A 24,908-nucleotide genomic window follows, 5' to 3' on the forward strand; every position below is an offset into this window, starting at 1 on the left:
CGCTTACGCTGTTAGAAAAAAAATTGTAATTATGATAAAGTCTTAACCATGAATAGTCTCCTTTTTACCAAGGTCTTTCATTATTTCAGCTTCAAAATCTAAAAGGGCTTGCCATTTTTTGTTAGTTTCTGTTTCGCCTCCGTATTTTCTGGCAAATTGTAAAAACATAGTGTAATGGTTTGCTTCGCTTACCATCAAATTTCTATAGAAAGTACGTAGTTCTTCGTCTTCTAAATTTTCAGATAAAAGTCTAAAGCGTTCACAGCTTCTGGCTTCTATTAATGCGGCATATAGGAGTTTATGAACCAAAAAAGTAGTTCTGCTTCCTCCTTTTGGAAAAAATGTCATTAAGCGGTTTACGTATTCATCTTTTCGATCGCGACCAAGAACCCAACCTCGTTCGATTATTTTATCGTGTACCATTTTAAAATGACTTATTTCTTCTTTTACCAAAGCTGTCATTTCTTGTACAATATCGGTATACTCTGGAAATAGAACTATAAATGAAATAGCTGTACTTGTAGCTTTTTGCTCACAAAAAGCATGGTCAGTAAGGATTTCCTCTAAATTTTTTTCAACGATATTAACCCATCTAGGATCTGTTGGGAGTTTCAAACCGAGCATAATCTAATTTCATTTAAATGAATTGCAAATATACTAACTTTATAAGGTTGTAGAAAGTTTATCTCTTATAGAAGGTTTAATTACTGAAAGCCTATTTAGTTTTGTTTAAAGTAGATTGATTAGAGAATAGAGAAATTGAGTTGACAAATTTCTCGTTGTAGTGGGCTTAAACATCCAAATCAAACTCCATTCGTAAGCGGTCTATAAGCGGATTTTTCTCTCTAAGTTTTTCGTATTTTTCTTGTGGAGTAAAAGCATATTGTTTTGCTACTTCTTCATTAATGGTAATATAAAGCTCAATATGGTAATTGTTAAGATGCTCTTTTAGGTATTCCATTAACGGATATTGATCTCTTTCTACCTCTTTTTTTAACGTGTCATTAGCGAGTTCAATCCAAATCGTATTTTTTCCTTTTAATCTAGGCGTATCAGAACCTAATGCCGAACCTAATATTTTTTTTCCTTCGTTGTCAATTTTCTTCACATAATCATCCCAATGTTTTTGCATTGTTGGCTCATCAAAAGGATCTTCTGGAAGGTTTGCTTCGTCTACAACATGATTCTTTTTGGCTAGTTCATGTGCTTTCTTTTTCTTAATACTTGAAAGTGAAAGTCCAGAAACGCTACTTTTATTTTTTAAATTGATGTTTACCTTTGGGGCTTCTGGTTTTTTTTCTTCAGCATCTTTTACCGCTTTTTTTTCTACTGAAGTTTCTGCTGGTTTATTTTCAGTTGTAGATACCTTCTGCGGAACTTTATTAGTTGTTTCTTTTGATGTAACTCGATAAAATGATGGTGGAATTATGTAATTGCTACCTTTTTTTTTTTCTCCATCGTGAGTGATGGAGGCAAGTTTCATAAGACTAAGTTCAACAAGTAATCGCTGATTCCTACTACTTCGGTAATTAAGGTCGCATGTATTGGCAATTTCAATCCCTTTCAATAAAAATTCTCGGGGAGCTTTTTTACTTTGTTCGAGATATTTTTGTTTTGCTTCGTCTCCAACTTCTAATAGTGGGATAGTAGCTTCATTTTGGCAGACTAAAAGGTCTCTAAAATGGGATGCTAAGCCAGCAATAAAATGATGACCATCAAAACCTAGCGATAATATTTTATTAAAATCGACTAGCAGCTTTGGGATATCACCGTCCAGAATTAAATCAGTAGCTTCAAAATAAGTCTGATAGTCTAATACATTTAGATTTTCTGTAACTGCTTGGCGACTCAAATTTTTTCCAGCAAAACTTACCACTCTATCAAATATGGAAAGCGCATCTCGCATGGCACCATCTGCCTTTTGAGCAATAATGTGTAGTGCATCGTCTTCGGCTTCAATCCCTTGATTTTCTGCAATATAATGTAAATATTCTTTAGCGTCTTTAACGGTAATTCGCTTAAAATCAAATATTTGACAACGCGATAATATAGTCGGGATAATTTTATGCTTTTCTGTGGTAGCTAAAATAAAAATAGCATGTTTTGGTGGCTCTTCCAATGTTTTAAGAAACGCATTAAAAGCTGCCTGAGAAAGCATATGCACCTCATCAATTATATATACTTTGTATTTACCAACTTGAGGTGGAATCCTAACTTGATCGATAAGGCTCCTAATATCATCTACGGAATTGTTAGAAGCGGCATCGAGCTCAAAAACATTGAAGGCAAAATCTTCATCTTCGGCATGTGTGCCGTCATCATTAATTTTTTTTGCCAAAATACGGGCACAAGTCGTCTTTCCAACTCCACGAGGACCACAAAATAAAAGAGCTTGCGCTAAATGATTATTATCAATAGCGTTTAATAAAGTATTGGTAATAGCCTGTTGGCCTACCACATCTTTAAAAGTTTTGGGTCTATATTTGCGAGCAGATACTACAAAGTGTTCCATTGTAACAAAGATAAAAATTGAAACTTTATAATCTCATTTTTACTATGGATTTTGTATTTAATTATTAACAATTGACTTGGGGTTGAAGGAGACGGAAGTCGGAAGTCGGAAGACCGAAGTTGAAAAATTCAATATAAAAGACAGAGATATTAACCAATAACAATTAACAAATAACTATTAACGAATAACGAATAACAATTTTTTGCCTAAAGCCTAAAGCCTACTGCTTTTAACTTCCATCTCTAAAAACATTACAATTAATTATTATGATGGATATAGGAGATAAATTGGTTTAAAACCGTAATTTTGCGCGGCAGGTCACCTTATCGCTTTGTTTTATAAATGAAGAGGAAAGTCCGGACACCGCAGCGCAGCATAGCGGCTAACAGCCGTCGGTCGAGAGATTAGGACAAGTGCAAAAGAAAGGATGTACAGGTAATGCTGTAGTGAAATCAGGTAAACTCTATGCGGTGCAACGTCATGTAAACCAATGTTTGAGGGTTGCGCGCCCGATGTTGGAGGGTAGGCGGCTAGAATGTTGCAGTAATGTAACATCCAGATAAATGATAAGGATCTATTTATAGATACAGAATCCGGCTTATGACCTGCTTTTTTATTCGAATTCAAAAAAACTAAAAACACTTCCTCCGTACTTTCGTTCGTCGGTATATCCATCTAAATCGCTAAGATCTGTGTGTTTAGAGTGTTCAATAATTAAGAGTCCGTCTTCGTTTAGTAAATTATTTTTGTTTACTAATAGAGCAATTTCACCAAATTGTTCTGTTGTAAAATCGTAAGGAGGGTCTGCAAAAATAATATCTGCAGTCATTGCTGTTTTTTCTAGAAAGCTAAAGACATCGCTTTTTACAGTTTGAATTGGAAACTCTAATTCGTCTTTTATTTTACCTATATATTGAACGCAACCAGCATGTGCATCTACAGAAGTTATCAATTGCGCACCTCTACTGGCAAATTCAAAACTAATATTTCCAGTACCAGAAAATAAATCTAATACAGAAACTTCATCAAAGTAAAACTGATTATTGAGGATATTAAAAAGACCTTCTTTTGCAAAATCGGTTGTTGGGCGTACCGGTAATTTTTGCGGTGCCATTAATCTTTTTCCTTTGTATTTACCAGATATTATTCGCATTAAAGACTATTTAGTAAGATAAATGTATTTGAGTTTTTGATGGTTGGTTCTGTGGTTTCTTTTATTTTTTTAGGGTAAAAACAATTGCTAATTTCCACATGCCTTATGTATTGATATGCTATTTTATGCAACTCACTATCTTCAGAAATATCTCCTAATAAATAGGTGGGAGTTTCTTCAGGATTTAAATTTAATTGTTCAATAACAAAGAGAAGATGATATATAAAATCTTCTTTTTGTTGGTATTGATAGGTGTTATATAAAACTAATTTTTTCTGATCTAAAACAGTAATTTCAAAATGATTTTTAGAAATATATGCATACAGCGTTTGCTCATCACTTTTTTTAGCTGTATTAATAAGGGTTTCTATTAATATAGTGGAGAAATGTTTGTATTCAAAATCTCCAAATTTATCAAATATATAGTTGTTTACATTGGCAAACGGCACATAAACATTGTATAAATCATGCTCTTTGAGTTCATCAAAACTAATAAAATCGTTCTCTAGTATTTTTATATTATATTTTAAATAATTGGAAAGATTACTTTCGTTGAATAGGGATTTGGGAACAAATGTAGAGAGGTCATTTTCATGAATTACTGAAACTTTATGAAAGGCAAGTTCCTTAATATTCTCTTTAGAAAACCAATTTTCAAGGTGTTGGATAAGATTTTCTGGAGTAGCTTTTTTTTCAAAGCTAATAATGTCTAATAAATCTATTTGATTATTAGCACCGTCTAGAATACAAAAAGAAAGTCCACTCAAGCTAACTTGAATGGACAGTTCTTTAAATGGATTACTAAGTATATTAGTTGTCTTGTTTTGTGTCATAATATGGAGGCCAGTTTGCACTTGTGCTTACTTCACTAAGGCTACCCACTTTTATTTCTGGACCATTTACTTCTTCAACAGAAATAGCAGCTTTCTCTTTAGCAACAAGGTCTTTAGGTTGATCATATAGTAAAACTGATTTATCAACTTTTACTTCAAATACTGGAGCAACAAAACCATTTGTGTTAATAGTTTTAGCAGCCATAGTATATTTTTCATTATTTTGAGCGTAAGGAACAGAAGCTAAGTTTTTGTATGAATCTGTACCGCCAAATAAAGAATCTTTTACAGGTACAAACCCTAAAGTATCAATAACTTTAACTTCTCTTTCCATATCAATACGGTATACCTTGTCGTATTCCATATAAGAAGAGTCTCTTTGTTGAGTAAGTGTAAACTGAGCTGTATCGATGAATTTGATAAGGCTAGGGAAATCTTTTGCAAACTTTCCAGTTACAGTTCTGTATGCTTCTTGCGCATCTCTAATATCTTTCAGTTTTCCAATAACGGCTGAGTATCTTTCTTTTTTTACTTTATCAAATCTGATAGGTTCCATTACAGAAACGTAGATTTGATACACGAAAAAAATACTTAAAAGCCAAAGAGCAATTTGTATTACTGTCTTCATTTTTATTTTTTGTATTAAAGAGGTTTACGCAAATCTACAATTTTTTTTCATTCATGAAAGGGATACCCAAAAAAAACATCACTAATTTTGGGTCTGAATTAGATTTTATGGACGCTGCATCATTTTATAAATTATTAAAAGAACATTTTCCTCATCAACCTACATTGAAGCAAGACGTTGTGCTTCAACAACTTTCGGATTTTATTTATTCAGAAGATAAAAATGAATTGTTTCTTTTGAAGGGTTATGCAGGAACTGGAAAAACAACAATTATTGGTGCTTTAGTTACCAATTTATGGAAAACTTTAAAGAAATCTGTTCTTTTGGCACCTACTGGTCGTGCTGCAAAGGTAATTACTAATTATTCTGGAACCACGGCTCATACCATTCATAAGCATATATATTTTCCAAAAAAGCAATCTGGCGGAGGCGTGCAATTTGTTTTGTCGCCAAATAAGCATACTAATACATTATTTATTGTGGATGAGGCATCTATGATTCCTGATGCTCCTTCCGATTCTAAATTATTTGAAAACGGCTCATTATTAGACGATCTTATTCAATATGTGTATTCTGGACATAAGTGTAAATTAATTTTTATTGGAGATACTGCGCAATTACCGCCTGTAAACCTTTCTTTGAGTCCTGCGTTAAACGAGAACACCTTATCCCTGAACTATAATAAGGAAGTTAAAAAAATGGAATTAGATGAAGTTGTTCGTCAGCAATTAAATTCTGGAATTTTATTAAATGCTACCAATTTACGAGAGCAGCTTCAAGATGATTATGCAGAGGATTTTAAGTTTAAAGTTACAAATTTCACCGATATTATTCGCTTAGTAGATGGCTATGAAATACAAGATGCTATAAACGATTCTTATAGTGAAAATGGAAAAGAAGAAACTGCAATTATAGTACGTTCCAATAAAAGAGCTAATTTATACAATCAACAAATTAGAAATAGGATTCTTTTTTTGGAGAATGAACTTGCTACAGGAGATTTTTTAATGGTAGTAAAAAATAATTATTTCTGGTTAAAAACTTCTTCTGACGCTGGATTCATCGCAAATGGAGATATTATAGAAGTGTTAGAGATTTTTTCAATTAAAGAATTATATGGGTTTAAATTTGCTGAAGTAAAGGTGCAAATGGTTGATTATCCAAAGATGAAACCTTTTGAGACAGTACTTTTATTGGATACTTTGGATGTAAATTCCCCTTCGCTTTCTTATGAAGATTCAAATAGACTTTATCAAGAAGTGATGAAAGATTATGAAGAAGAAACCTCTAAGTATAAAAAGTTCTTAAAAGTAAAAAACAACAAATATTTTAATGCACTTCAGGTAAAATTCTCTTATGCCATTACTTGTCATAAAAGTCAAGGTGGGCAATGGAACACAGTTTTTGTAGAGCAGCCCTATTTGCCAAATGGCATAGATAAAGAATACTTGCGTTGGTTGTATACAGCAGTAACAAGAGCAAAAAATAAGTTGTATTTAATTGGTTTTAAAGACGATTTCTTTGTGGATAATTAGTAATAAAATATTGTTGTCCGATAAAGGTTAACGACTTTTATTGGACTCTACTTATATCAAGAGTCAATAGAGGTTTTTAAAATAGCTCCCTTGCTATTAATAAAAATGAATGAAAAAGAAAATTTTAACAATGTAACTTCTTTAAACTACTCATTTTATAATAGTTAAGATTTAGTCTTTGTTCTTTTTTCTTACAGTGAAGCGGTCTTATATTTTTAATCGGACATTAATGGTAGTAAATATAGAATCTATTTATTCGATTGAAATTCTTATTTTTAAGAAAAATATAAATAATGACATCAGAAACAATAATAAGTATCTTTTTAGGAATAGGTTTGGCTGCTTCTGCTGGATTTAGAGTTTTCCTTCCGTTATTTGTTTTAAGTCTATCCGCATATTTTAATGTGCTAAATTTAGCCGATAATTGGGAGTGGATAGGCTCAATAGCTGCATTGATAACGCTTGGAGTTGCAATGTTATTAGAAGTTTTTGCATATTACATTCCATTTATAGATAATTTATTAGATACAATAGCAGTGCCGCTGGCAGCTATTGCTGGAACTACCGTGATGGTGTCTACAGTAGCAGATTTGTCTCCAATTGTAACTTGGTCTATGGCAATTATAGCTGGCGGAGGAACGGCTACTTTGTTTAAAAGTGCAAGCGCAGGGACGAGATTAACGTCTTCGGCTACAACGGCTGGATTGGGTAATCCAATTGTCTCAACGGTAGAAACAGGAGGTTCGTTTATGTTAGCAATAATTTCTATATTTATCCCCATATTGGCTATTGTATTAGTAATCATAATATTATTATTAATATATTGGTTTTATAAAAAACTGAGGGTGCGTAGCAACTAAATTCTCAATTTTATCTCTTATTTTTGTTTATTCAGAAAGGTTTAAGAACTTATGAAGATTATTTCAATGATACCGGCCAGATATGCCGCATCTCGTTTTCCAGGAAAATTAATGCAAGACCTCGGGGGGGAGACCGTAATTCTTCGTACCTACAAGGCCGCTGTAAAGACAGGTCTTTTTGACGATGTTTTTGTAGTTACCGATAGTGAAATTATTTATAAAGAAATTGAAGATAATGGCGGTAAGGCTATTATGAGTAAGAAAGAGCATGACTGTGGAAGTGATCGTATTGCGGAAGCTGTTGAGCAAATGGATGTAGATATTGTTGTAAATGTACAAGGAGATGAGCCTTTTACAGATAAAGAAAGCTTGGAAAGGGTAATAGAAGTTTTTAAAGGAGATAAAGATAAAGAGATTGATTTGGCTTCTTTGATGACAAAAATTACAGATTGGGACGAGATAAATAATCCAAATACGGTAAAAGTAATTACCGATAGCAGAGATTTTGCACTTTATTTTTCGCGTTCTCCAATTCCATATCCAAGAGATAAATCTATAAACGTAAGTTATTTTAAACACAAAGGCGTATATGCTTTTAGAAAGCAGGCTATTGTTGATTTTCAAAAATTACCGATGCTTTCTTTAGAGGCTACCGAAAAAATTGAAGCGATTCGTTATTTAGAATATGGCAAGAAAATTAAAATGGTAGAAACAGATTCTGAAGGAATTGAAATTGATACTCCTGAAGATTTGGAACGTGCAAAGAAAGTATGGAAGTAAACTATAGTAACATAAAAGTTATAGGTTTTGATGCTGATGATACTCTTTGGGTAAACGAAACGTACTTTAGAGAGGTGGAGCATGAGTTTGCAAAACTTCTTTCAGCATACGAAACAGAAAATAAAATAGATCAAGAACTTTTCAAGATGGAGATGAAGAATCTTGAAATATATGGTTATGGAATCAAAGGATTTGTACTTTCTATGGTAGAAAGTGCAATAGATTTGTCAAATGGTAAGATTGACAATGCAACCATTTCCAAAATTTTGAATCTAGGTAAAGAGATGGTCTTAAAACCAGTAGAAGTTATAGATGGTGTTGAGGAGGTTTTAAAATCTTTAGTTGATAATTATAGGCTTATTTTATTAACAAAAGGAGATTTATTAGATCAAGAAAGAAAGTTAGAGAAATCGGGACTTTCAAAATATTTTCATCATATTGAAGTTTTAAGTGATAAAAAAGATGAAAATTATAAAAATCTATTAGATCATTTAGAAATAGATGTGAAGAATTTTTTAATGATAGGAAATTCTTTAAAATCGGATGTATTGCCGTTAATTAATATAGGAGCTCAGGCAATCCACATTCCTTTTCATACCACATGGGCGCATGAAATGGTGAAAGAGGAAGATGCAAATGGATCCTATAAAACGGTAGCAACTATAAAAGAGATATTACAATTAATAAAAACTCCATAGTGGGTTTAAGATAAATAGAGATTAGAACTAGAACAACGGATATAATTCAAAAAGCATACATGAAGTACAAAAATTTTCCAATGGTTCCCAGAGTGGTTTTTGGGCGAGGAAGCTTTAGTCAGCTAAACGAAATATTAATGCCTAAGCGTAAAAACTCTGAGGCGCCTTTTATTTTTTTAGTTGATGATGTTTTTGAGAACAATAAGAAAATCACCTCTCAGATACCTACATTGTTTAACGATCAGATAATTTTTATTCCAACAGAAGAAGAACCAAAGACAGATCAGGTGGATGTTTTGGTAGAGAAAATTCGAAACGAATCTAACGAAATCCCATCTGGAATAATTGGGATAGGAGGAGGAACTGTAATGGATTTGGCAAAAGCGGTAGCTATTATGTTAACCAGCACAGGGAAAACAGAAGATTATCAAGGTTGGGATTTGGTAAAAAATGAAGCCTTGTATCATGTTGGAATTCCAACTATTAGTGGAACAGGGGCCGAAGTATCCAGAACAACGGTATTAACTGGACCAGATAAAAAACTAGGAATAAATTCAGATTTTACTCCTTTTGATCAAGTACTGTTAGATCCAGAGCTTACAAATGGAGTTCCAAAAGATCAATGGTTTTATACAGGAATGGACTGTTATATTCATTGTGTGGAGTCTTTAAACGGAACTTATTTAAATGCATTTAGTCAAAGTTACGGGGAGAAAGCAGGGGAATTATGTCATGAGGTTTTTTATGATGGAAATCTTTCTGAAGAAGAATCTCAAGACAAATTAATGATGGCTTCCTGGCATGGAGGAATGAGTATAGCGTATTCTCAAGTAGGTGTTGCGCATGCAATGAGTTACGGACTTTCTTATCTTTTAGGAACAAGACACGGAATTGGTAATTGCATTGTTTTTGATCATTTAGAAGAGTTTTATCCTGAAGGAGTTGCAATGTTCAAAAAGATGAAAGCAAGATTTGGAATTGAATTGCCAACTGGACTTTGTGCAAATCTTACAGATGAAGAATTTGATACTATGATTAATGTGTCTATGGGGATGGAGCCTTTGTGGGAAAATGCCTGTGGGAAGAACTGGAAGGATACAATTACTCCAGAGAAACTTAGAAGCCTATACGAGAAAATGTAATGGCAAAACTCTCTAAGTGGATTTTTAATAAAGTATTAGGTTGGAAGCTTAAAGGAGATTTTCCTTCCTTAAAAAAATACATCATAATAGTCGTGCCGCACACCAGCTGGCACGATTTTTATTTAGGGGTGTTGGTGAGAAGTATGGTTAAAGCTCCTATGAATTATGTGGCAAAAAAAGAATTATTTGACTCTCCACTAGGCTGGTATTTTAAATGGAGTGGAGGCGCACCTATAGATCGTTCTAAAAATAGCAATACTGTAGATGCTATACTATCTTTATTTGAAGAAAGAAAAGAGTTTAGGCTGGCAATTGCTCCAGAAGGAACAAGAAAAAAGGTTGCTACATGGAAAACAGGATTCTATCATATAGCAAAAGGAGCAAAGGTTCCAATTGTAATGGTAGCATTTGATTATAAAAAGAAAGAGGTTCGTGTGGAACCTCCTTTTTATCCTTCAGAAAGCATAAAAACTGATTTCGATTTTATGCAAAATTATTTTTCGGGTGTTGTAGGGAAAATCCCTGCGTATTCTTATAAAAAAGAAGATTAATCTTCAGATTCTTCCATGGTGTGATATACGTTTTGTACATCATCATCTTCTTCAATTTTTTCTAGTAGCTTTTCTACATCGGCAATATCATCTCCAGAAAGTTTCTTTGTTACTTGTGGAATTCTTTCAAATCCAGATGATAAAATTTCAATGTTTCTACTTTCCAATTCTTTTTGAATGGCTCCAAAACTTTCAAAAGGGGCATAAATAAGGATTCCATCTTCATCGGCAAACACTTCTTCAGCTCCAAAATCTATCATTTCTAATTCAAGCTCCTCGGGATCAATGCCTTCAGCAGGAATTCTAAAATTACAGGTATGGTCAAACATAAATTCTACCGAGCCACTAGTTCCTAAACTTCCATTACATTTATTAAAATAACTACGGATGTTTGCAACGGTACGGTTATTATTATCAGTAGCAGTTTCTACTAAAATAGCAATTCCATGTGGGGCATATCCTTCAAATAAAACTTCTTTATAATCTTCTGTATTTTTATCAGAAGCACGCTTTATTGCTCTTTCCACATTGTCTTTAGGCATGTTAATAGCCTTGGCGTTTTGGATAACAGCACGCAAACGAGCATTACTATCTGGGTCTGGACCACCCTCTTTTACTGCCATTACAATGTCTTTTCCAATGCGAGTGAAGGCTTTAGACATAGCCGACCAGCGTTTCATCTTTCTTGCTTTTCTAAATTCGAAAGCTCTTCCCATAAAATTTTATTATTATAATTTGATAGCAAAAATAAATAAAAAAAGAAAATTACATAGATGTTGTTGACTTAATCCTATATAAAGAGCTTAATTCTTTAAGGTTTATCCATTGTTTGTCTTTTTACCCCGTGTATAATACCTTTTTTGTTATTTTCTTTAAATGAAGAATTTAAGCTCTGATTAATTATATATGATTTTTTGTGTTTGTATTCCTGCCAATTAGTATGCTAATTTATGGTCATTCAGTTCTACATCAAATTTTACTTTTGCTCCTAAAACCTTGAATACTTTTAAAATTGTTGAAAACCTTGCGTCCGATGTGCTGCTTTCAATTTTAGAAATCTGTGCTTTTTTAACACCGACAAGTTCTCCGAGTTGCTCTTGTGTTAGCTTTCTTGCTTTTCTTGCCTTTTTAATTTCGTAACCTAGTAAGTCAAGTCGTAGTTCATTGTCAAATTCATCTCTTTTTTTAGTTCCCTTTTTTCCAATGTAATTATTGGTAAGTTCTTCTAAGCTATATGTTTTCATTATCCTTTGTTTTATTGTTGAAATATTGCTGCCTTAGTCTTTCTGCCTTATCAATTTCTTTTATTGGAGTTTTATTAATTTTTTTTATTATTCCGTGTGTTGAGATAACAATTGTGTCATGTTTATTTGTTTTGTCCCAAAAAGCAAGAAATCGGTAGTGAGTTTCGTTGTATTTTGTCCTAAATTCCCAAATTTCATCTTGTAATTTTTTAAATAATTCTTTGTTATTCTTACTTTGTGCTTTCCAAATATTGTAAATGATTTTCTCTCGACTCTTTTCGTCGATTGAGTCGAGAAATTCCTTGGTATCATCTAAAAACTTAACTCGAAATTTATATTCGTTCATTTAGATCTTTTGATAAAGATGAATGTTTCTTATTTAGGAAACAATAGTGAGATGGGAATTTCATTCTATGCTAACGTATAGCGAAGGGTTTCTGTATTGAGATAATTTAAAGTTATTTTGCTTAATCACCTTAAGGGCTTGCCTGGGGGATTAATTTTATCCTTTAATTATTTCTTCAATTCTTGTAGCTAATTTAAAATCTTTTTCTGTTATACCGTCAGCATCATGTGTGTTTAACCTAATGGTAAGATTGTTATAAACATTGCTCCATTCTGGATGGTGTTGTAGCGCTTCGGCTTCAAAAGCAATGCGCGTCATCATGGCAAAGGCGTCAGCAAAATCCTTAAAATCTAAGGAGGTTACTAAAAAACCTTCTTCTAAATCCCAATATTCTAATTTTTCTAAACGTTCTTTTATTTGTTCTTCAGTAAGTGTTTTCATTGTTCTTTAATTTTAATATAATAAAGGTAAGGAAGATAGTTGATTTTGTAAACTTCCATTACCTTTAATGTTCTATCTATAATTTCTATTTAGAAGAAATATGAGATACCGAAATAAACATCACTTAAATCTAAGTCAATAAAGAAATTATTAGATTGTTGGTCATGTATGTTGGAACTGTCTGATGATGATTTTGTGTATTCATAACCTGCTCTTCCAATAGTTGTTTCCAGAGCCCAATGATTATTCAGGAAAAAGTTTAGTCCTGGCCTTATTCCTATAAAAAATAGATTAGCGGACGTATGGTAATCGTTATTCTCACTTGGGTAGTTATTTATATCTTTAGATTTAGAGTATTGATATTTCGTCTCGCCTTGAAAAAAGAAAAGCAGATTTTTACCTGTAGAAACATATCTTCTTACAAAAGGATTTATGGAATAGGCATTAGTTGTATATTGATAGTGGCTAGTTAAACTATCTTTCTCAAAAGATTTACCCTTGTTTCTCGAATATGTATAACCTAAACCAATACCAGCTACCCAATTTTTAGCAATAGAATAACCTACTTTCGGTGTGAAATTAAAATTGATATAATCTGACTCTCCATTTGCCTCTTCATCATTATTAATATCCGTGGTTTTATTATCAAAAAAATTGACTGAAATAGTCCCGCTAGTCATCCACTTACCTTTTGGGATAAATGCTTTTTCATTTGTTCTTTCAATTTGAGAGTTAGCACTAAAAATAGCTAAAATTAAGAATGTAAAAAGTAATTTGTTTTTCATTTTAATGGGATTAATGATTTAAAAATGAATATCAAAAAGCATTCCTTTATGGAGTTTTTACATTTAATTAATGTTAATTTTCTGTATAGTAAAGATTAATTGCTAAAAACTAATGACTTAACCGAGGGTGTAATTATTTTGTTGAACAAGCGCTCAAAGCATCTACTATTTTTTGTTGTGTCTCTGTGGTAAGCTTTAAGTAATATGCACGAGTTTGAGCTAAAGTCTCGTTATTTAAAACTTCATCTTCTCTAGAATAACCTCCTTTTAATAACGCTTCCACGTTTGAGCAGTTAAGAGTGTGTGCTAATTCTTTGTATTCACGTTCAAGATTAAAGAGCGATTGCTCTGCTAAATGTTTTAATTTTAGTTGCTCTTCGAGCTCTAATTGTCTGTTTACCCTAGCTTTTTCTGCTAATTGTTGTTGCTTCTGAATTTTTTCTTCTAAAAGACGTTGCTGCTCCAATAATTTTTGTTTCTCTAATTCCAACTGTTGCTGTTGCGCCTGCAAGCTTCCCTCTGTGTTAGAGGTGTTTGCTGTAAGAGTGGTTGTAGTAGAAGATGTTGTTTCTGTAGGGCTGGCAGGAGTACTGGTAGTTTCGTAATTTACTGTTGCAGAACTACTAGTGCAAATGTCTAGTTTACTCATAAGTGTTTGTAAGTACTCATACCCATGTTTTGCATAAAACCGACCAGCTTCCCAATCTACAGGGTCTTCTGCTTGAGTCATATTATCCAAAGCATCAATTATTGAACTTGTGGCTTCATTGCAACCACAACTTTCAACTAGAGTTTTGGCTTTTTCTAAAGCTTCTATAGCACGACCAGCATAGTATTTTTGATGATCAAAATTATCTGAACTTAATGACTTTTTTGTGTGGGCTAAAGCATAACTAGCTTGCGAATATGCAGAGGTGCATTGAGAAATTCCGAAATTAGAAAGTAAAACGAATAAGACAACGAGTGTAAGATTCTTCATGAGTAATAAGATTTGTTAAATTTGGGCAAAGCAATATTACAATATAAATTGTACTTTTAAAAAACTTTGTGGTAAACTTATTTTAAGATGTGGTCTACTACTTTATTTATACTGTAAAATATATGGATTCAATAAAAACTTCGCATTATAGAGTTGATAAGTCGGTGAAATTAAAAGAGATAGCTACTTTAAGCAATCTCAATGCTACAGATGACGAGCTTAAAGAGCATTTAAAAGATATCAGAAAAAAGTTAGGGAAGTTTCAAGACGTTGTTTATGCGCATGGTAAATATAGCGTGTTAATTTGTTTACAAGGAATTGATACTGCTGGAAAGGACAGTTTAATTCGTGAGGTTTTTAAAGACTTCAATTCCCGTGGAGTAGTAGTGCATAGCTTTAAAGTGCCTACAGAATTAGAGAAAAAGCACGATTTTTTATGGCGTCATTATATTGCGTTGCCAGCAAGAGGTAAGTTTGGTGTCTTTAATCGTACTCACTATGAAAATGTTTTGGTAACACGTGTGCATCCAGAATATATTTTAGCTGAAAATCTTCCTGAAGTAAAAAGTGTTGAAGATGTAAACGAAGCTTTTTGGCATAGACGATTTGAGCAGATTAAAAATTTTGAAAAACATTTGGTAGAGAATGGAACGATAATTTTTAAATTTTTCCTTCATTTGTCTAAAGACGAGCAGAAAAATCGACTTTTAAGGAGGTTGAATTTGGAAGATAAAAATTGGAAATTCTCTCCAGCAGATTTAAAAGAACGTGCTTTGTGGGATAAGTATCAAGCCTGTTATGAAGAGGCAATAAATATTACTTCTACTCCTTATGCGCCATGGTTTATAATTCCTGCGGATAATAAAAAAGCAGCCCGTGTTATTGTGGCAGATATTTTATATGATGAGTTAAAGGATTATAAAGACGTTGAGTACCCAGAATTAAATCCAGTAATTAAAGAACATTTAAATCAGTATAAAGAACAATTAAACAAAGAATAATACTAATGATTAACAGACAAATTTTATTTCTCCTATTCTTTCTTCCTTTTATAGGAATTTCTCAATCTGAAGACGAAAAGCAATTAAAAGAAATATATACAACTTCTCTAACAAATGGCGAAAGCTATAATTGGCTAAGCTACCTTTCTAATCAAATTGGGGGTCGCTTATCGGGTTCGTTTAATGCGGAGCAGGCGGTTAATTACACCAAAGCTGAATTGGATTCTTTGGGGCTGGATAGGGTGTGGTTGCAGCCAGTAATGGTTCCTAAATGGACAAGAGGGATAAAGGAATTTTCTTACTTAGAGAATGCTCCAGGAGAAACAACAAATTTAGATATTTGTGCGCTTGGAGGGTCGGTGGCTACTCCTAGTGGCGGACTCAAAGCGAGTGTTATTGAGGTAAAAGGGATTGAAGAATTAGAAGCTTTAGGGGAAGAAAAAATAAAAGGAAAAATAGTTTTCTTTAACCGACCGATGCAGGCGGATCTTATTCAGACATTTGAAGCCTATGGAGGTTGTGTTGATCAACGTTATTCGGGTGCTGCAGAAGCTGCAAAATATGGAGCTGTAGGAGTGATGGTTCGTTCCATGAATTTACGTTTAGACAACTATCCGCATACTGGGAGTATGAGTTATGGAGATTTGCCAGTGGAAAAGCGTATTCCTGCAGCGGCAATTAGTACCAATGGCGCTGAAATGTTAAGTACTGTATTGGCATTAAATAAGGACGTGAAATTATATTTCCGCCAAACATGTAAAGTTTTTCCAGATGTACAATCTTATAATGTAATTGGAGAAATAAAAGGAAGTGAATTTCCAAATGAAATTATTACAGTTGGTGGTCATTTAGATTCTTGGGATTTAGGAGATGGTTCTCATGACGATGGCGCAGGATGTGTACAAAGTATGGAGGTTTTAAGGTTGTTAAAAGAAACAGGCTATAAGCCAAAGCGTACCATTCGTGTTGTTTTGTTTATGAATGAAGAAAATGGATTACGAGGGGCAACTAAGTATGCAGAAGTAGCGAAGGAAAAAGGCGAGTATCATGTTTTTGCTTTGGAAAGTGATGCTGGCGGATTTACACCAAGAGGATTTTCATTTGATTGTGATGAGGCAAACTTTGCACAAATCACTTCATGGAAGTCGCTTTTTAAGCCCTATTTAATTCATTATTTTGAGCAAGGAGGAAGTGGGGCAGATGTTGGTCCGTTAAAAGGAAATGGTACGGTTTTAGCAGGTTTACGACCAGATTCTCAGCGTTATTTTGATCATCACCATGCAGAGAACGATACTTTTGAGCATGTAAATAAAAGAGAGTTGGAACTTGGAGCTGCAACAATGGCTTCCTTGGTTTATTTAATTGATAAATACGGAACTGTGCAAGCCTCCAATATTAAGGGGTAGAAATACTGGAATAGTTTTGACTTTATGAAGGAAATAGATAACTATTATTTAAGCAAACAAGAACCATTTAGAAGTTGTTTGTTAACCTTGCAAAATATAATTTTAAAGCAAGACGATAATATTTCTGAAACTAAAAAATATGGAATGCCTTGTTTCTGTTATAAGAATAAGGCATTTTGTTATTTATGGACGGATAAAAAAACAAACGAACCTTATGTTTTATTTGTAGAAGGAAAATATTTGGAAGCTCCAGAATTAGAAGAAGGAAATCGTTCTAGAATGAAAATTTTTAGAGTGAATCCTAACGCAGATATTGTTATTGATAAAATTACAAGCTTATTAAATAGTGCGTTGGATTTGTATAGAAATGGAATTATAAAAACAAAATAATGTGAATAAAGTAAATGCAGTGGTTTCGAGAAAGGTGAAAGTTATTGCTCTTTTTTGTTTTGTGGCAATAATTCTAATATCTTTTTTGAAAGTAGCTTTAGAATGGGAGGATGCAGAGCAGGCATATTATTCGCAGTGGTTTCGATTGGGGTATGATGATCAGCCGCCACTTTATACTTGGGTGCAGATACTTATTAATAAATGTGTTGGACTTAACCGATTTTCTTTAGCTGGATTAAGAGCTTTTTGGTTCTCAGGGACATTAATAATGTTTTATAAATTAGTTACGAAGTTTGTTGGAGATAAGCTTAAAGCAGAAGTTGGTGTTTTTCTCCTGTTTTTAATTCCAGTTTTTATAGATTTCAATTTCAGAAGATTATCTCATACATCCATGATCTGCTTCTTTTCAGTGTCTTTATATTATGTATTTTCATTGTTAATAGTATCAAAAAGCTATAAAAATTACATTTTATTTGGAGTAATCCTTGCTGGTGGAATCTTAACAAAGTATAATTTTTTATTGATACTTCCAGCTTTTGGAATTATTGCTTTGTTTGATGTTGAGGCTAAACAAGTATTGTGGAATAGAAAAATATTATTAAGTGTTTTATTGACATGTGTTTTAATAAGCCCACATTTATATTGGTTGTTTGAAAATAAGGAGTATTTATTGCTTTTAAAAGAGAGTATGGAGGTGAAAACAAAATCTAATACTTTAAGAGGTGTTGTTATCATAACCCCATTTTTTTCATTTTTAAAGAGTTTTATTAATTTAATAGCACTATCAATTTTATTGTTTTCGATAGCTTATTTTCGAAAAGGGGTTGTATTAAAAAGTATTTCAAGAGATTGGTTTTCTAAATTATTTATAATTCAGCTTTCCGTTACAATTTTGATTTTTGTAGGAATTAATTCTTCTAAAATATCAGACAGGTGGTTGTTGCCTCTTTTTTTACCGTTTTTTATTTTATTACTGAATTGCTTTCAGTTTAAAAAAATAGAAGCTTGGAAAAAATGGAGTATGCGAGTATTTATATTTATTATTTTTTTACAGATATTCAGAACTCCAGTAGAAAAAATAGTAGGGATAGATTCTTCTGTGCATCATTCATTTAGTATTATTGCTGATAAATTGGATAAATTTTCAGAAAAGCAATGGAATCTTCCAGATGTTACTTACGCTGGAAGTGTGAAATTTGAGCGACCTAATAAAATTGTTTACTCTGCAGACGATTTTACTCTGCCTCGAACAAAAATAGATAGTAGTAACACTATATTTGTGTTAAAAGAAAAGCAGAAAGGTTTTCTCGTAAAAGATAGTGTGAATGGATTTGGGGAAGCCAAAGAAACTGTGTATTTCTGTTTAAAACAAAATTAATTTAATGGAGGTTTACTTCACTAAAAATAAGAGTTGTTATGAAGATTCAATTATAAACATCTTAACAACAGAAAAAAATACTTCCTTCAACCCTTTTCATTTTCTTTATAAATAGTATTTTTGCGCATGCAAAACAACGTACTCATTTTAGATTTCGGTTCGCAGTACACTCAACTAATTGCAAGACGCGTTAGGGAGTTAAATATATTCTGCGAAATTTATCCTTACAATAATTTACCGGAAGACCTTACTTCATATAAGGCAGTAATATTATCCGGAAGTCCATTTTCAGTAAGAGCAGAAGATGCACCGCACCCAGATTTATCGCAAATACGAGGTAAAGTGCCAATGTTGGCAGTGTGTTATGGAGCGCAGTATTTAGCGCATTTTGGTGGAGGAGAAGTGGCGCCTTCAAACACAAGAGAATATGGTCGTGCTAACCTTTCTTTTATTGCTGATAATGAACCTTTCTTTCAAAATATTTCTGTTGGAAGTCAGGTATGGATGAGTCATAGTGATACCATAAAGAAACTTCCAGAAAATGGAGTTATTTTGGCTAGCACTACCGATGTTCAAAATGCATCTTATAAAATAGAAGGAGAAACAACCTATGCTATCCAATTTCATCCAGAAGTATATCATTCTACAGACGGAAAGCAATTGCTAGAAAATTTCTTAGTAAAAATTGCTGGAGTTGAACAATCATGGACTCCAGATAATTTTGTAGACATGACGGTTGCCGAGCTAAAAGAAAAATTAGGAAACGACCGTGTGGTATTAGGACTTTCTGGAGGAGTAGATTCTACTGTAGCGGCTGTTTTATTGAATAAAGCAATTGGAGATAATCTGTATTGTATTTTTGTAAATAATGGATTGTTACGAAAAAATGAATTTCAAAATGTTTTAGACCAATATGAAGGGATGGGGCTGAACGTAAAGGGAGTAGATTCTTCTGCACGTTTTCTTGATGCCTTAGCTGGTGTTGAAGATCCAGAATTAAAACGTAAAGCAATTGGTCGTGTTTTTATCGAAGTTTTTGACGATGAAGCACATGAAATTAATGATGTAAAATGGCTAGGTCAAGGAACTATTTATCCTGACGTAATCGAATCGATTTCTGTAAACGGACCATCAGCAACTATTAAAAGTCACCATAACGTAGGTGGACTTCCAGATTTTATGAAGCTTAAAGTTGTAGAGCCTCTTAAAATGTTGTTTAAAGATGAAGTTCGTAGAGTAGGTGCTTCTATGGGGATTGATCCTGAATTATTAGGAAGGCATCCTTTTCCAGGTCCTGGTTTGGCAATTCGTATTCTTGGAGATATTACTGCTGAAAAAGTTCGTATTTTGCAAGAAGTAGATGCTATCTTTATAAACGGACTTAAAGATTGGGGACTGTATGATAAGGTATGGCAAGCAGGAGCTATGTTGTTGCCAGTAAACTCTGTAGGAGTTATGGGAGATGAACGTACTTATGAAAAATGTGTAGCTTTACGTGCCGTAGAAAGTACAGATGGAATGACAGCCGATTGGGTGAATTTACCATATGAATTTCTACAAAAAACGTCTAATGATATAATAAACAAAGTAAAAGGCGTTAATAGAGTAGTGTACGATATTAGTTCAAAACCACCAGCAACAATTGAGTGGGAATAATTTTGTAGCATTTTATAACGATTAGATTTTAAAATATAAAAATCTAATACCTAAGAACTTAAAACAATAGCATGAATTTTAATAAAGTCATTTTTATTCTAGCATTTCTGTTTTGTGTTACCTTACAAGCACAAAAATTTGAAACGCATGCAGTTAAACAAGGAGAAACCTTAGAGAGTATTGCAAAAAAATATCAAGTAACCCCGTATGCAATTCTAAAGTTAAATCCCGAAGTAAAAAATGGCGTTAAGGCAAATACTATTGTTGTAATTCCTGTTTCAGAAAAGTCGCAAACACAGCCTGGAGGGAATAGCAATATTGCTGGCCCAGAAGGAAATGTAGAGCGCTTTATTGAGCATAAAGCTAAAAGGAAGGAAACGTTGTACAGTATTGCAAAGGAGTACAATATTTCTGTTGACGATATTAAGCGTTACAATAAAGAGCTTTACAGTCGCCAATTAAAAAGGAATGAAATAGTGCAAATTCCAGTATTTAGTGCTGTAGCTAATACGGGCTCTGTGCCTCAAGTAAGAGAAGGTTTGGTAGCACATAGAGTTGCACCAAAAGAAGGACCTTGGCGTATTGCCTATGAGCATGGAATTACGGTAGATTCTTTGAAAACTATCAATCCATCTATGAAAGAAGTTTTAAAAGAAGGAGATACTTTGTGGGTTCCTTTTGTAGCTGGAAATAATAAAAAGCCTGTTGAGGTAGATGCTTATAACTATTATACAGTTTTACCAAAAGAAGGTTTTTATAGATTGAAAGTAAAGCTTGGAGTAACGCAAGCAGAGGTAGAAGCTCTTAATCCAGAAGTGAAAACAGACGGACTTAAAGCGGGAATGGTTATAAAACTTCCAAAAAATAAAATGGGAGAGTTAACTGTAAATAATGGGCAGCTTATTGAAAAGTTTTCTTTATTAGATAGTTTAAATTACGACCAGAAATCTACGTTAGCAATTGTACTTCCTTTTAAATTAGATGAGCTAAATTTTGAAAATATTGATAGTAATAAGGAGAAAATAAAGAGAGATAAATTGTTGAGTGTCTCTTTAGATTTTTATACAGGAGCTTTAATGGCTATAGATTCTGTTAAAAAATTAGGGCTTTCTTTAGATGTAAAAGTGTTTGATAGTGGTGCTAACGATGCTAAAGTTGGGCAACTTGCTTCCAGCGGAAAATTAACTAATGTAAATGCTATTATTGGGCCTATTTTACCTTCTACTTTTAATAGAGTTTCTAGCGCTGTACGAAGTTCTAATACTCCAATTTTTGCACCTTTTTCTAATAAAGGATTACAGATGTATAGTAATGTGTACCAAACATTACCACCAGATGATTTGCTTAGAGAAAAGATGCTAAAGTATATAAAAAACAATGCCACTAATAAAAATGTAATTATTATAGCCGATAAAAATAATGCGGCTATAAAATCAAAATTACAAGCATTAGTTCCTGGTGCTAAAGTGATTAATCCTATAGAAGATAAATTTATCCGTTTGGATGAAATAAATCCTTTTCTTTCTTCAGAAAAAGAAAACTGGGTAGTTGTAGAAACCAATAGCATTCCGTTGTTAACCAATATAACAGGTGTAGTAAATTCAGCACAAACTCCAGAATATAAAATTACATTGTTAACAACTTTAAAAGGAGATGCTTACGATAGTGATAATATTTCTAACATGCATTTATCTAACTTGCATTTTCATTTCCCAACAATAGATAAGCTTTCAGATGTTAATGCTAATTTTAGTAAACAGTTTGATGCAAAGTATGGGACTACACCAAATAGATATGCTACCCGAGGTTTTGACCTTACTATGGATGTAATATTGCGTTTGGCTTACAATAAAAATTTAGATTATGTTTCGGCAAAAGTTAGCGAAACAGAATATGTAGAGAATAAATTTGACTATAAAAAAGGACTTTCTGGTGGGTATTATAACACCGCACTTTATATAGTTAAATACGATAATTTAGAAATTAAAGAAGCAAAAAACGATGCCAACCTCAATAGTAACATACTTGGGAGCACTTCGAACTAAGTGTGTCCACCTAAAAAGTAATAATTCATTCATAACAGACGCTCCAACCGATAATAATGGTAAAGGAGAGGCTTTTTCGCCAACCGATACAGTAGCTACCTCTTTGGCTAGTTGTATGTTAACGGTAATGGGAATTAAAGCACGAGATATGGAAGTTGATCTTACGGAAACAACTGCAACCGTTACCAAAACTATGGATGTTAATCCAAGGAGAATTTCTAAAATAGAAGTTGTTTTTGATATCCCAGCTCATGTTGATGAAAAAACTAGAAAAATTCTAGAAAAAACAGCCAATACTTGTCCTGTGCATTATAGCCTGCATCCCGATATTGAAAAAGTAATTACTTTTAATTGGAGGTAGAAAAGAGAAGAAAGTTATTTAGTTGAAAAGTTTGCAAGTTTGAAAGTAAAAGAGTTAAAAAGTTAAGAAAAAGATTTTTTAAATTCAACTATCAACTATCAACTATCAACTATCAACTATCCACTATCCACTATCCACATCTATAAAAAATGGATATCAATAAAAATAAAGAATTTCTACTTCAATTAGCGCATGCTAAGATGCCGTATGGTAAATATAAAGACCGTTATTTAATTGATATTCCAGAACCTTATTATGTTTGGTATCGACAAAAAGGCTTTCCAAGTGGTAAATTAGGAAAGCAATTAGAGGCGATGTACGAAATAAAAGCTAATGGATTGGAAGAACTTATCTATAAGATTCGGAAAATAAGATAGATACAACTTTTTCTTTTCAATAAAAACAATCATAAAAACCCTTTCTTAGAGAAGGGTTTTTTTAATTCTTATTTGTATTTTTGCCGCGATATTTTCAATAACTGTTTTAATACAGACAATTCAATATAAGTAAAGATAATGGCAGATACCAAATACATTTTTGTTACGGGTGGTGTTACCTCTTCATTGGGAAAAGGGATTATAGCGGCATCATTGGCGAAACTTTTACAGGCAAGAGGTTACAAAACTACAATTCAAAAACTCGACCCATATATAAATGTAGATCCGGGAACGCTAAATCCTTACGAGCATGGGGAGTGTTATGTTACAGATGATGGTGCGGAAACCGACTTAGATTTGGGGCACTATGAGCGTTTTTTAAATGTAAATACCTCACAAGCAAATAATGTTACCACAGGAAGAATCTACCAAAGCGTTATAGAAAAAGAGCGTAAAGGGGAGTTTTTAGGGAAAACAGTGCAAGTAGTTCCTCATATTACAAACGAAATAAAAGAACGTATTCAAGTACTTGGAAAAAGTGGAGAGTATGATATCGTTATTACAGAAATAGGAGGTACGGTAGGAGATATCGAGTCTTTACCTTATATAGAATCTGTAAGACAATTAATGTGGGAATTAGGAGATAATAACGGACTTGTAATCCATCTTACACTTGTGCCTTATCTTTCCGCAGCTGGAGAACTTAAAACAAAGCCAACCCAGCATTCTGTTAAAACATTGATGGAAAGTGGTATCAAAGCAGATATTCTAGTATGTAGAACTGAACACGAACTTTCTGACGATTTAAGAGAGAAATTGGCATTATTTTGTAATGTTAAAAGAGAAGCTGTAATCCAATCTATAGATGCTTCTACTATATACGATGTTCCAAATATGATGTTGGATGAAGGTCTTGATAAAGTGGTGCTTAAAAAGCTAGCGTTAAAAGACGACTCTCAACCAGATCTTTCGCGTTGGAATCAATTTTTAAATCGCCATAAAAATCCTCAAGACGAAGTTCATATTGGTTTAGTAGGAAAATACGTAGAGCTTCAAGATAGTTATAAATCTATATTAGAAGCTTTTATTCACGCAGGAGCAGAAAATGAAGTAAAAGTAAAGGTAGAATACATCCATTCGGAATATATTGATGAAGACGTACTTCAAAATAAAATCTCAAAATTAGATGGGGTGTTAGTGGCGCCAGGTTTTGGAGAGCGTGGAATTGAAGGGAAAATAGAAGTTATTAAGTATGCTCGTGAATATAATATTCCGTTTTTAGGAATTTGTTTAGGAATGCAAATGGCAGTGATTGAATTTGCTAGAAATGTCCTGAATATAAAAGATGCTAACTCTACCGAAATGAATCCAGATACTGCAAATCCTGTTATAGATTTAATGGAGGAGCAAAAGGATATTACGCATATGGGAGGAACAATGCGTTTGGGAGCATGGGATTGTAATTTGGCTGAAGGGAGTTTAGTTAGTAGTGTTTACGGAGCTAATAAAATCTCTGAACGCCATAGACATCGATATGAATTTAACGATAATTACAAAGAGCAAATTGAAGCTGCTGGTTTAAAAGCTACAGGTTTAAATCCAGAAACAGGACTTGTGGAGGTAGTAGAATTGCCATCACATCCTTGGTTTGTAGGGGTGCAATACCATCCAGAATATAAAAGTACGGTAGCAAATCCACATCCTTTATTTGTTGGATTTGTTAAGTCTGCTTTGGCGCATAAACAGAATAAATAATGTCAGTTTGACATACATATAAAATTTGGGCATATCTTTGCACGCTTAAATG

The 24,908-nt window shown here is 33.1% G+C and carries 26 protein-coding genes and 1 other RNA gene; 16 read left to right on the top strand and 11 right to left on the bottom strand.

Going from position 1 to position 24,908, the window contains the following annotated elements; translation table 11 throughout:
* Positions 1-42 precede the first annotated feature (42 nt).
* Entirely contained in the window at positions 43-624 is a 582-nt protein-coding gene (gene miaE / locus JOOMADRAFT_RS17730; protein ID WP_008615850.1) for a tRNA-(ms[2]io[6]A)-hydroxylase, read from the bottom strand.
* 166 nt (positions 625-790) lie between these two features.
* On the bottom strand, positions 791-2,512 hold the full coding sequence (locus JOOMADRAFT_RS17735; protein WP_008615852.1) for a DNA polymerase III subunit gamma/tau: 1,722 nt from the start codon (positions 2,510-2,512) through the stop codon (positions 791-793).
* A 310-nt stretch (positions 2,513-2,822) separates the two neighbouring features.
* Here JOOMADRAFT_RS17735 and rnpB point away from each other — a divergent pair.
* Positions 2,823-3,128: RNase P RNA component class A (gene rnpB / locus JOOMADRAFT_RS19780), an RNA gene on the top strand.
* On the opposite strand, the gene JOOMADRAFT_RS17740 is transcribed toward rnpB, so the two are convergent.
* From JOOMADRAFT_RS17740 to JOOMADRAFT_RS17750, 3 genes are read right to left on the bottom strand one after another with little or no spacing between them, the layout of a single operon-like run.
* On the bottom strand, positions 3,126-3,665 hold the full coding sequence (locus JOOMADRAFT_RS17740) for an RsmD family RNA methyltransferase (RefSeq protein WP_008615860.1): 540 nt from the start codon (positions 3,663-3,665) through the stop codon (positions 3,126-3,128). The two genes, rnpB and JOOMADRAFT_RS17740, sit on opposite strands and share 3 nt — an antisense overlap.
* Entirely contained in the window at positions 3,665-4,498 is an 834-nt protein-coding gene (locus tag JOOMADRAFT_RS17745; protein ID WP_008615862.1) for a DUF3822 family protein, read from the bottom strand. The genes JOOMADRAFT_RS17740 and JOOMADRAFT_RS17745 overlap by 1 nt, the downstream gene beginning before the upstream one ends.
* A complete protein-coding gene (locus tag JOOMADRAFT_RS17750; RefSeq protein WP_008615864.1) occupies positions 4,476-5,126 on the bottom strand; it encodes a hypothetical protein in 651 nt (216 codons plus the stop codon). The genes JOOMADRAFT_RS17745 and JOOMADRAFT_RS17750 overlap by 23 nt, the downstream gene beginning before the upstream one ends.
* A gap of 107 nt (positions 5,127-5,233) precedes the next feature.
* On the opposite strand from JOOMADRAFT_RS17750, the gene JOOMADRAFT_RS17755 reads away from it, so the two are divergent.
* The 6 genes from JOOMADRAFT_RS17755 (at position 5,234) to JOOMADRAFT_RS17780 (ending at position 10,692) form a co-directional block, all read left to right on the top strand.
* Positions 5,234-6,661 (top strand): ATP-dependent DNA helicase, encoded by a 1,428-nt coding sequence (locus JOOMADRAFT_RS17755; RefSeq protein ID WP_040880344.1) that lies wholly within the window; start codon positions 5,234-5,236, stop codon positions 6,659-6,661.
* Positions 6,662-6,954: 293 nt separating this feature from the next.
* Positions 6,955-7,521 carry a DUF4126 domain-containing protein gene (locus tag JOOMADRAFT_RS17760; protein WP_008615868.1) on the top strand — a complete coding sequence of 189 codons (567 nt, stop codon included), beginning with the start codon at positions 6,955-6,957 and terminating at the stop codon, positions 7,519-7,521.
* A gap of 66 nt (positions 7,522-7,587) precedes the next feature.
* A complete protein-coding gene (kdsB, locus tag JOOMADRAFT_RS17765; protein WP_211206205.1) occupies positions 7,588-8,301 on the top strand; it encodes a 3-deoxy-manno-octulosonate cytidylyltransferase in 714 nt (237 codons plus the stop codon).
* Positions 8,292-8,999 carry an HAD family hydrolase gene (locus JOOMADRAFT_RS17770; RefSeq protein WP_008615875.1) on the top strand — a complete coding sequence of 236 codons (708 nt, stop codon included), beginning with the start codon at positions 8,292-8,294 and terminating at the stop codon, positions 8,997-8,999. Before kdsB ends, JOOMADRAFT_RS17770 begins: the two co-directional genes overlap by 10 nt.
* A 59-nt stretch (positions 9,000-9,058) precedes the next feature.
* Positions 9,059-10,141 carry an iron-containing alcohol dehydrogenase family protein gene (locus JOOMADRAFT_RS17775; RefSeq protein ID WP_008615876.1) on the top strand — a complete coding sequence of 361 codons (1,083 nt, stop codon included), beginning with the start codon at positions 9,059-9,061 and terminating at the stop codon, positions 10,139-10,141.
* Positions 10,141-10,692, top strand: a complete 552-nt coding sequence (locus JOOMADRAFT_RS17780) for a 1-acyl-sn-glycerol-3-phosphate acyltransferase (protein WP_008615878.1) — start codon at positions 10,141-10,143, stop codon at positions 10,690-10,692. Before JOOMADRAFT_RS17775 ends, JOOMADRAFT_RS17780 begins: the two co-directional genes overlap by 1 nt.
* Here JOOMADRAFT_RS17780 and JOOMADRAFT_RS17785 read toward each other — a convergent pair.
* From JOOMADRAFT_RS17785 to JOOMADRAFT_RS17810, 6 genes are all read right to left on the bottom strand, one after another.
* A complete protein-coding gene (locus JOOMADRAFT_RS17785; RefSeq protein WP_008615880.1) occupies positions 10,689-11,408 on the bottom strand; it encodes a YebC/PmpR family DNA-binding transcriptional regulator in 720 nt (239 codons plus the stop codon). The two genes, JOOMADRAFT_RS17780 and JOOMADRAFT_RS17785, sit on opposite strands and share 4 nt — an antisense overlap.
* Before the next feature lie 219 nt (positions 11,409-11,627).
* The gene (locus tag JOOMADRAFT_RS17790; RefSeq protein WP_008615882.1) at positions 11,628-11,936 is read right to left on the bottom strand and encodes a helix-turn-helix domain-containing protein; all 309 of its coding nucleotides are present in this window, start codon (positions 11,934-11,936) and stop codon (positions 11,628-11,630) included.
* Positions 11,923-12,282, bottom strand: coding sequence for a type II toxin-antitoxin system RelE/ParE family toxin (locus JOOMADRAFT_RS17795; RefSeq protein ID WP_008615883.1), 360 nt, complete (start codon positions 12,280-12,282; stop codon positions 11,923-11,925). Before JOOMADRAFT_RS17795 ends, JOOMADRAFT_RS17790 begins: the two co-directional genes overlap by 14 nt.
* Before the next feature lie 156 nt (positions 12,283-12,438).
* Positions 12,439-12,723, bottom strand: a complete 285-nt coding sequence (locus JOOMADRAFT_RS17800) for a 4a-hydroxytetrahydrobiopterin dehydratase (protein WP_008615886.1) — start codon at positions 12,721-12,723, stop codon at positions 12,439-12,441.
* Between the two features lie 89 nt (positions 12,724-12,812).
* On the bottom strand, positions 12,813-13,508 hold the full coding sequence (locus JOOMADRAFT_RS17805) for a DUF3575 domain-containing protein (protein ID WP_008615887.1): 696 nt from the start codon (positions 13,506-13,508) through the stop codon (positions 12,813-12,815).
* Between the two features lie 133 nt (positions 13,509-13,641).
* Positions 13,642-14,487: a hypothetical protein gene (locus JOOMADRAFT_RS17810; protein WP_008615889.1), complete on the bottom strand. Its 846-nt coding sequence runs from the start codon at positions 14,485-14,487 to the stop codon at positions 13,642-13,644.
* 122 nt (positions 14,488-14,609) lie between these two features.
* On the opposite strand from JOOMADRAFT_RS17810, the gene JOOMADRAFT_RS17815 reads away from it, so the two are divergent.
* The 9 genes from JOOMADRAFT_RS17815 to JOOMADRAFT_RS17855 all read left to right on the top strand — a co-directional run bounded on the left by JOOMADRAFT_RS17815 (position 14,610) and on the right by JOOMADRAFT_RS17855 (position 24,856).
* Entirely contained in the window at positions 14,610-15,488 is an 879-nt protein-coding gene (locus tag JOOMADRAFT_RS17815; RefSeq protein WP_008615890.1) for a PPK2 family polyphosphate kinase, read from the top strand.
* A gap of 5 nt (positions 15,489-15,493) precedes the next feature.
* Positions 15,494-16,894: a M20/M25/M40 family metallo-hydrolase gene (locus JOOMADRAFT_RS17820; protein WP_008615897.1), complete on the top strand. Its 1,401-nt coding sequence runs from the start codon at positions 15,494-15,496 to the stop codon at positions 16,892-16,894.
* Positions 16,895-16,918: 24 nt separating this feature from the next.
* Complete coding sequence (locus JOOMADRAFT_RS17825) at positions 16,919-17,284, top strand: DUF1801 domain-containing protein (RefSeq protein WP_008615898.1); 366 nt, start codon at positions 16,919-16,921, stop codon at positions 17,282-17,284.
* A gap of 1 nt (position 17,285) precedes the next feature.
* On the top strand, positions 17,286-18,662 hold the full coding sequence (locus JOOMADRAFT_RS17830; protein ID WP_008615899.1) for an ArnT family glycosyltransferase: 1,377 nt from the start codon (positions 17,286-17,288) through the stop codon (positions 18,660-18,662).
* A 126-nt stretch (positions 18,663-18,788) separates the two neighbouring features.
* The gene (guaA, locus tag JOOMADRAFT_RS17835; RefSeq protein WP_008615900.1) at positions 18,789-20,318 is read left to right on the top strand and encodes a glutamine-hydrolyzing GMP synthase; all 1,530 of its coding nucleotides are present in this window, start codon (positions 18,789-18,791) and stop codon (positions 20,316-20,318) included.
* A 71-nt stretch (positions 20,319-20,389) separates the two neighbouring features.
* Complete coding sequence (locus JOOMADRAFT_RS17840) at positions 20,390-22,363, top strand: LysM peptidoglycan-binding domain-containing protein (protein WP_008615901.1); 1,974 nt, start codon at positions 20,390-20,392, stop codon at positions 22,361-22,363.
* Positions 22,320-22,724 (top strand): OsmC family protein, encoded by a 405-nt coding sequence (locus JOOMADRAFT_RS17845; RefSeq protein WP_008615902.1) that lies wholly within the window; start codon positions 22,320-22,322, stop codon positions 22,722-22,724. The genes JOOMADRAFT_RS17840 and JOOMADRAFT_RS17845 overlap by 44 nt, the downstream gene beginning before the upstream one ends.
* Before the next feature lie 149 nt (positions 22,725-22,873).
* The gene (locus JOOMADRAFT_RS17850) at positions 22,874-23,101 is read left to right on the top strand and encodes a DUF3820 family protein (RefSeq protein WP_008615903.1); all 228 of its coding nucleotides are present in this window, start codon (positions 22,874-22,876) and stop codon (positions 23,099-23,101) included.
* A 138-nt stretch (positions 23,102-23,239) separates the two neighbouring features.
* Entirely contained in the window at positions 23,240-24,856 is a 1,617-nt protein-coding gene (locus tag JOOMADRAFT_RS17855; RefSeq protein ID WP_008615905.1) for a CTP synthase, read from the top strand.
* Positions 24,857-24,908: the final 52 nt, after the last annotated feature.

Source organism: Galbibacter orientalis DSM 19592 (assembly GCF_000260115.1).
GTDB classification, from domain to species: Bacteria; Bacteroidota; Bacteroidia; order Flavobacteriales; family Flavobacteriaceae; genus Galbibacter; species Galbibacter orientalis.

What these genes read in the sequence shown, in the direction of transcription:
- JOOMADRAFT_RS17745 (WP_008615862.1), bottom strand. Translation starts at nt 4,498, where the DNA reads ATGACACAAAACAAGACAACTAATATACTTAGTAATCCATTTAAAGAA.
- miaE (WP_008615850.1), bottom strand. Translation starts at nt 624, where the DNA reads ATGCTCGGTTTGAAACTCCCAACAGATCCTAGATGGGTTAATATCGTT.
- JOOMADRAFT_RS17735 (WP_008615852.1), bottom strand. Translation starts at nt 2,512, where the DNA reads ATGGAACACTTTGTAGTATCTGCTCGCAAATATAGACCCAAAACTTTT.
- JOOMADRAFT_RS17740 (WP_008615860.1), bottom strand. Translation starts at nt 3,665, where the DNA reads ATGCGAATAATATCTGGTAAATACAAAGGAAAAAGATTAATGGCACCG.
- JOOMADRAFT_RS17845 (WP_008615902.1), top strand. Translation starts at nt 22,320, where the DNA reads ATGCCAACCTCAATAGTAACATACTTGGGAGCACTTCGAACTAAGTGT.
- JOOMADRAFT_RS17850 (WP_008615903.1), top strand. Translation starts at nt 22,874, where the DNA reads ATGGATATCAATAAAAATAAAGAATTTCTACTTCAATTAGCGCATGCT.
- JOOMADRAFT_RS17760 (WP_008615868.1), top strand. Translation starts at nt 6,955, where the DNA reads ATGACATCAGAAACAATAATAAGTATCTTTTTAGGAATAGGTTTGGCT.
- JOOMADRAFT_RS17770 (WP_008615875.1), top strand. Translation starts at nt 8,292, where the DNA reads ATGGAAGTAAACTATAGTAACATAAAAGTTATAGGTTTTGATGCTGAT.
- JOOMADRAFT_RS17800 (WP_008615886.1), bottom strand. Translation starts at nt 12,723, where the DNA reads ATGAAAACACTTACTGAAGAACAAATAAAAGAACGTTTAGAAAAATTA.
- JOOMADRAFT_RS17780 (WP_008615878.1), top strand. Translation starts at nt 10,141, where the DNA reads ATGGCAAAACTCTCTAAGTGGATTTTTAATAAAGTATTAGGTTGGAAG.
- JOOMADRAFT_RS17815 (WP_008615890.1), top strand. Translation starts at nt 14,610, where the DNA reads ATGGATTCAATAAAAACTTCGCATTATAGAGTTGATAAGTCGGTGAAA.
- JOOMADRAFT_RS17775 (WP_008615876.1), top strand. Translation starts at nt 9,059, where the DNA reads ATGAAGTACAAAAATTTTCCAATGGTTCCCAGAGTGGTTTTTGGGCGA.
- JOOMADRAFT_RS17855 (WP_008615905.1), top strand. Translation starts at nt 23,240, where the DNA reads ATGGCAGATACCAAATACATTTTTGTTACGGGTGGTGTTACCTCTTCA.
- JOOMADRAFT_RS17755 (WP_040880344.1), top strand. Translation starts at nt 5,234, where the DNA reads ATGGACGCTGCATCATTTTATAAATTATTAAAAGAACATTTTCCTCAT.
- JOOMADRAFT_RS17795 (WP_008615883.1), bottom strand. Translation starts at nt 12,282, where the DNA reads ATGAACGAATATAAATTTCGAGTTAAGTTTTTAGATGATACCAAGGAA.
- JOOMADRAFT_RS17750 (WP_008615864.1), bottom strand. Translation starts at nt 5,126, where the DNA reads ATGAAGACAGTAATACAAATTGCTCTTTGGCTTTTAAGTATTTTTTTC.
- JOOMADRAFT_RS17805 (WP_008615887.1), bottom strand. Translation starts at nt 13,508, where the DNA reads ATGAAAAACAAATTACTTTTTACATTCTTAATTTTAGCTATTTTTAGT.
- guaA (WP_008615900.1), top strand. Translation starts at nt 18,789, where the DNA reads ATGCAAAACAACGTACTCATTTTAGATTTCGGTTCGCAGTACACTCAA.
- JOOMADRAFT_RS17785 (WP_008615880.1), bottom strand. Translation starts at nt 11,408, where the DNA reads ATGGGAAGAGCTTTCGAATTTAGAAAAGCAAGAAAGATGAAACGCTGG.
- JOOMADRAFT_RS17790 (WP_008615882.1), bottom strand. Translation starts at nt 11,936, where the DNA reads ATGAAAACATATAGCTTAGAAGAACTTACCAATAATTACATTGGAAAA.
- JOOMADRAFT_RS17825 (WP_008615898.1), top strand. Translation starts at nt 16,919, where the DNA reads ATGAAGGAAATAGATAACTATTATTTAAGCAAACAAGAACCATTTAGA.
- JOOMADRAFT_RS17810 (WP_008615889.1), bottom strand. Translation starts at nt 14,487, where the DNA reads ATGAAGAATCTTACACTCGTTGTCTTATTCGTTTTACTTTCTAATTTC.
- kdsB (WP_211206205.1), top strand. Translation starts at nt 7,588, where the DNA reads ATGATACCGGCCAGATATGCCGCATCTCGTTTTCCAGGAAAATTAATG.
- JOOMADRAFT_RS17820 (WP_008615897.1), top strand. Translation starts at nt 15,494, where the DNA reads ATGATTAACAGACAAATTTTATTTCTCCTATTCTTTCTTCCTTTTATA.
- JOOMADRAFT_RS17840 (WP_008615901.1), top strand. Translation starts at nt 20,390, where the DNA reads ATGAATTTTAATAAAGTCATTTTTATTCTAGCATTTCTGTTTTGTGTT.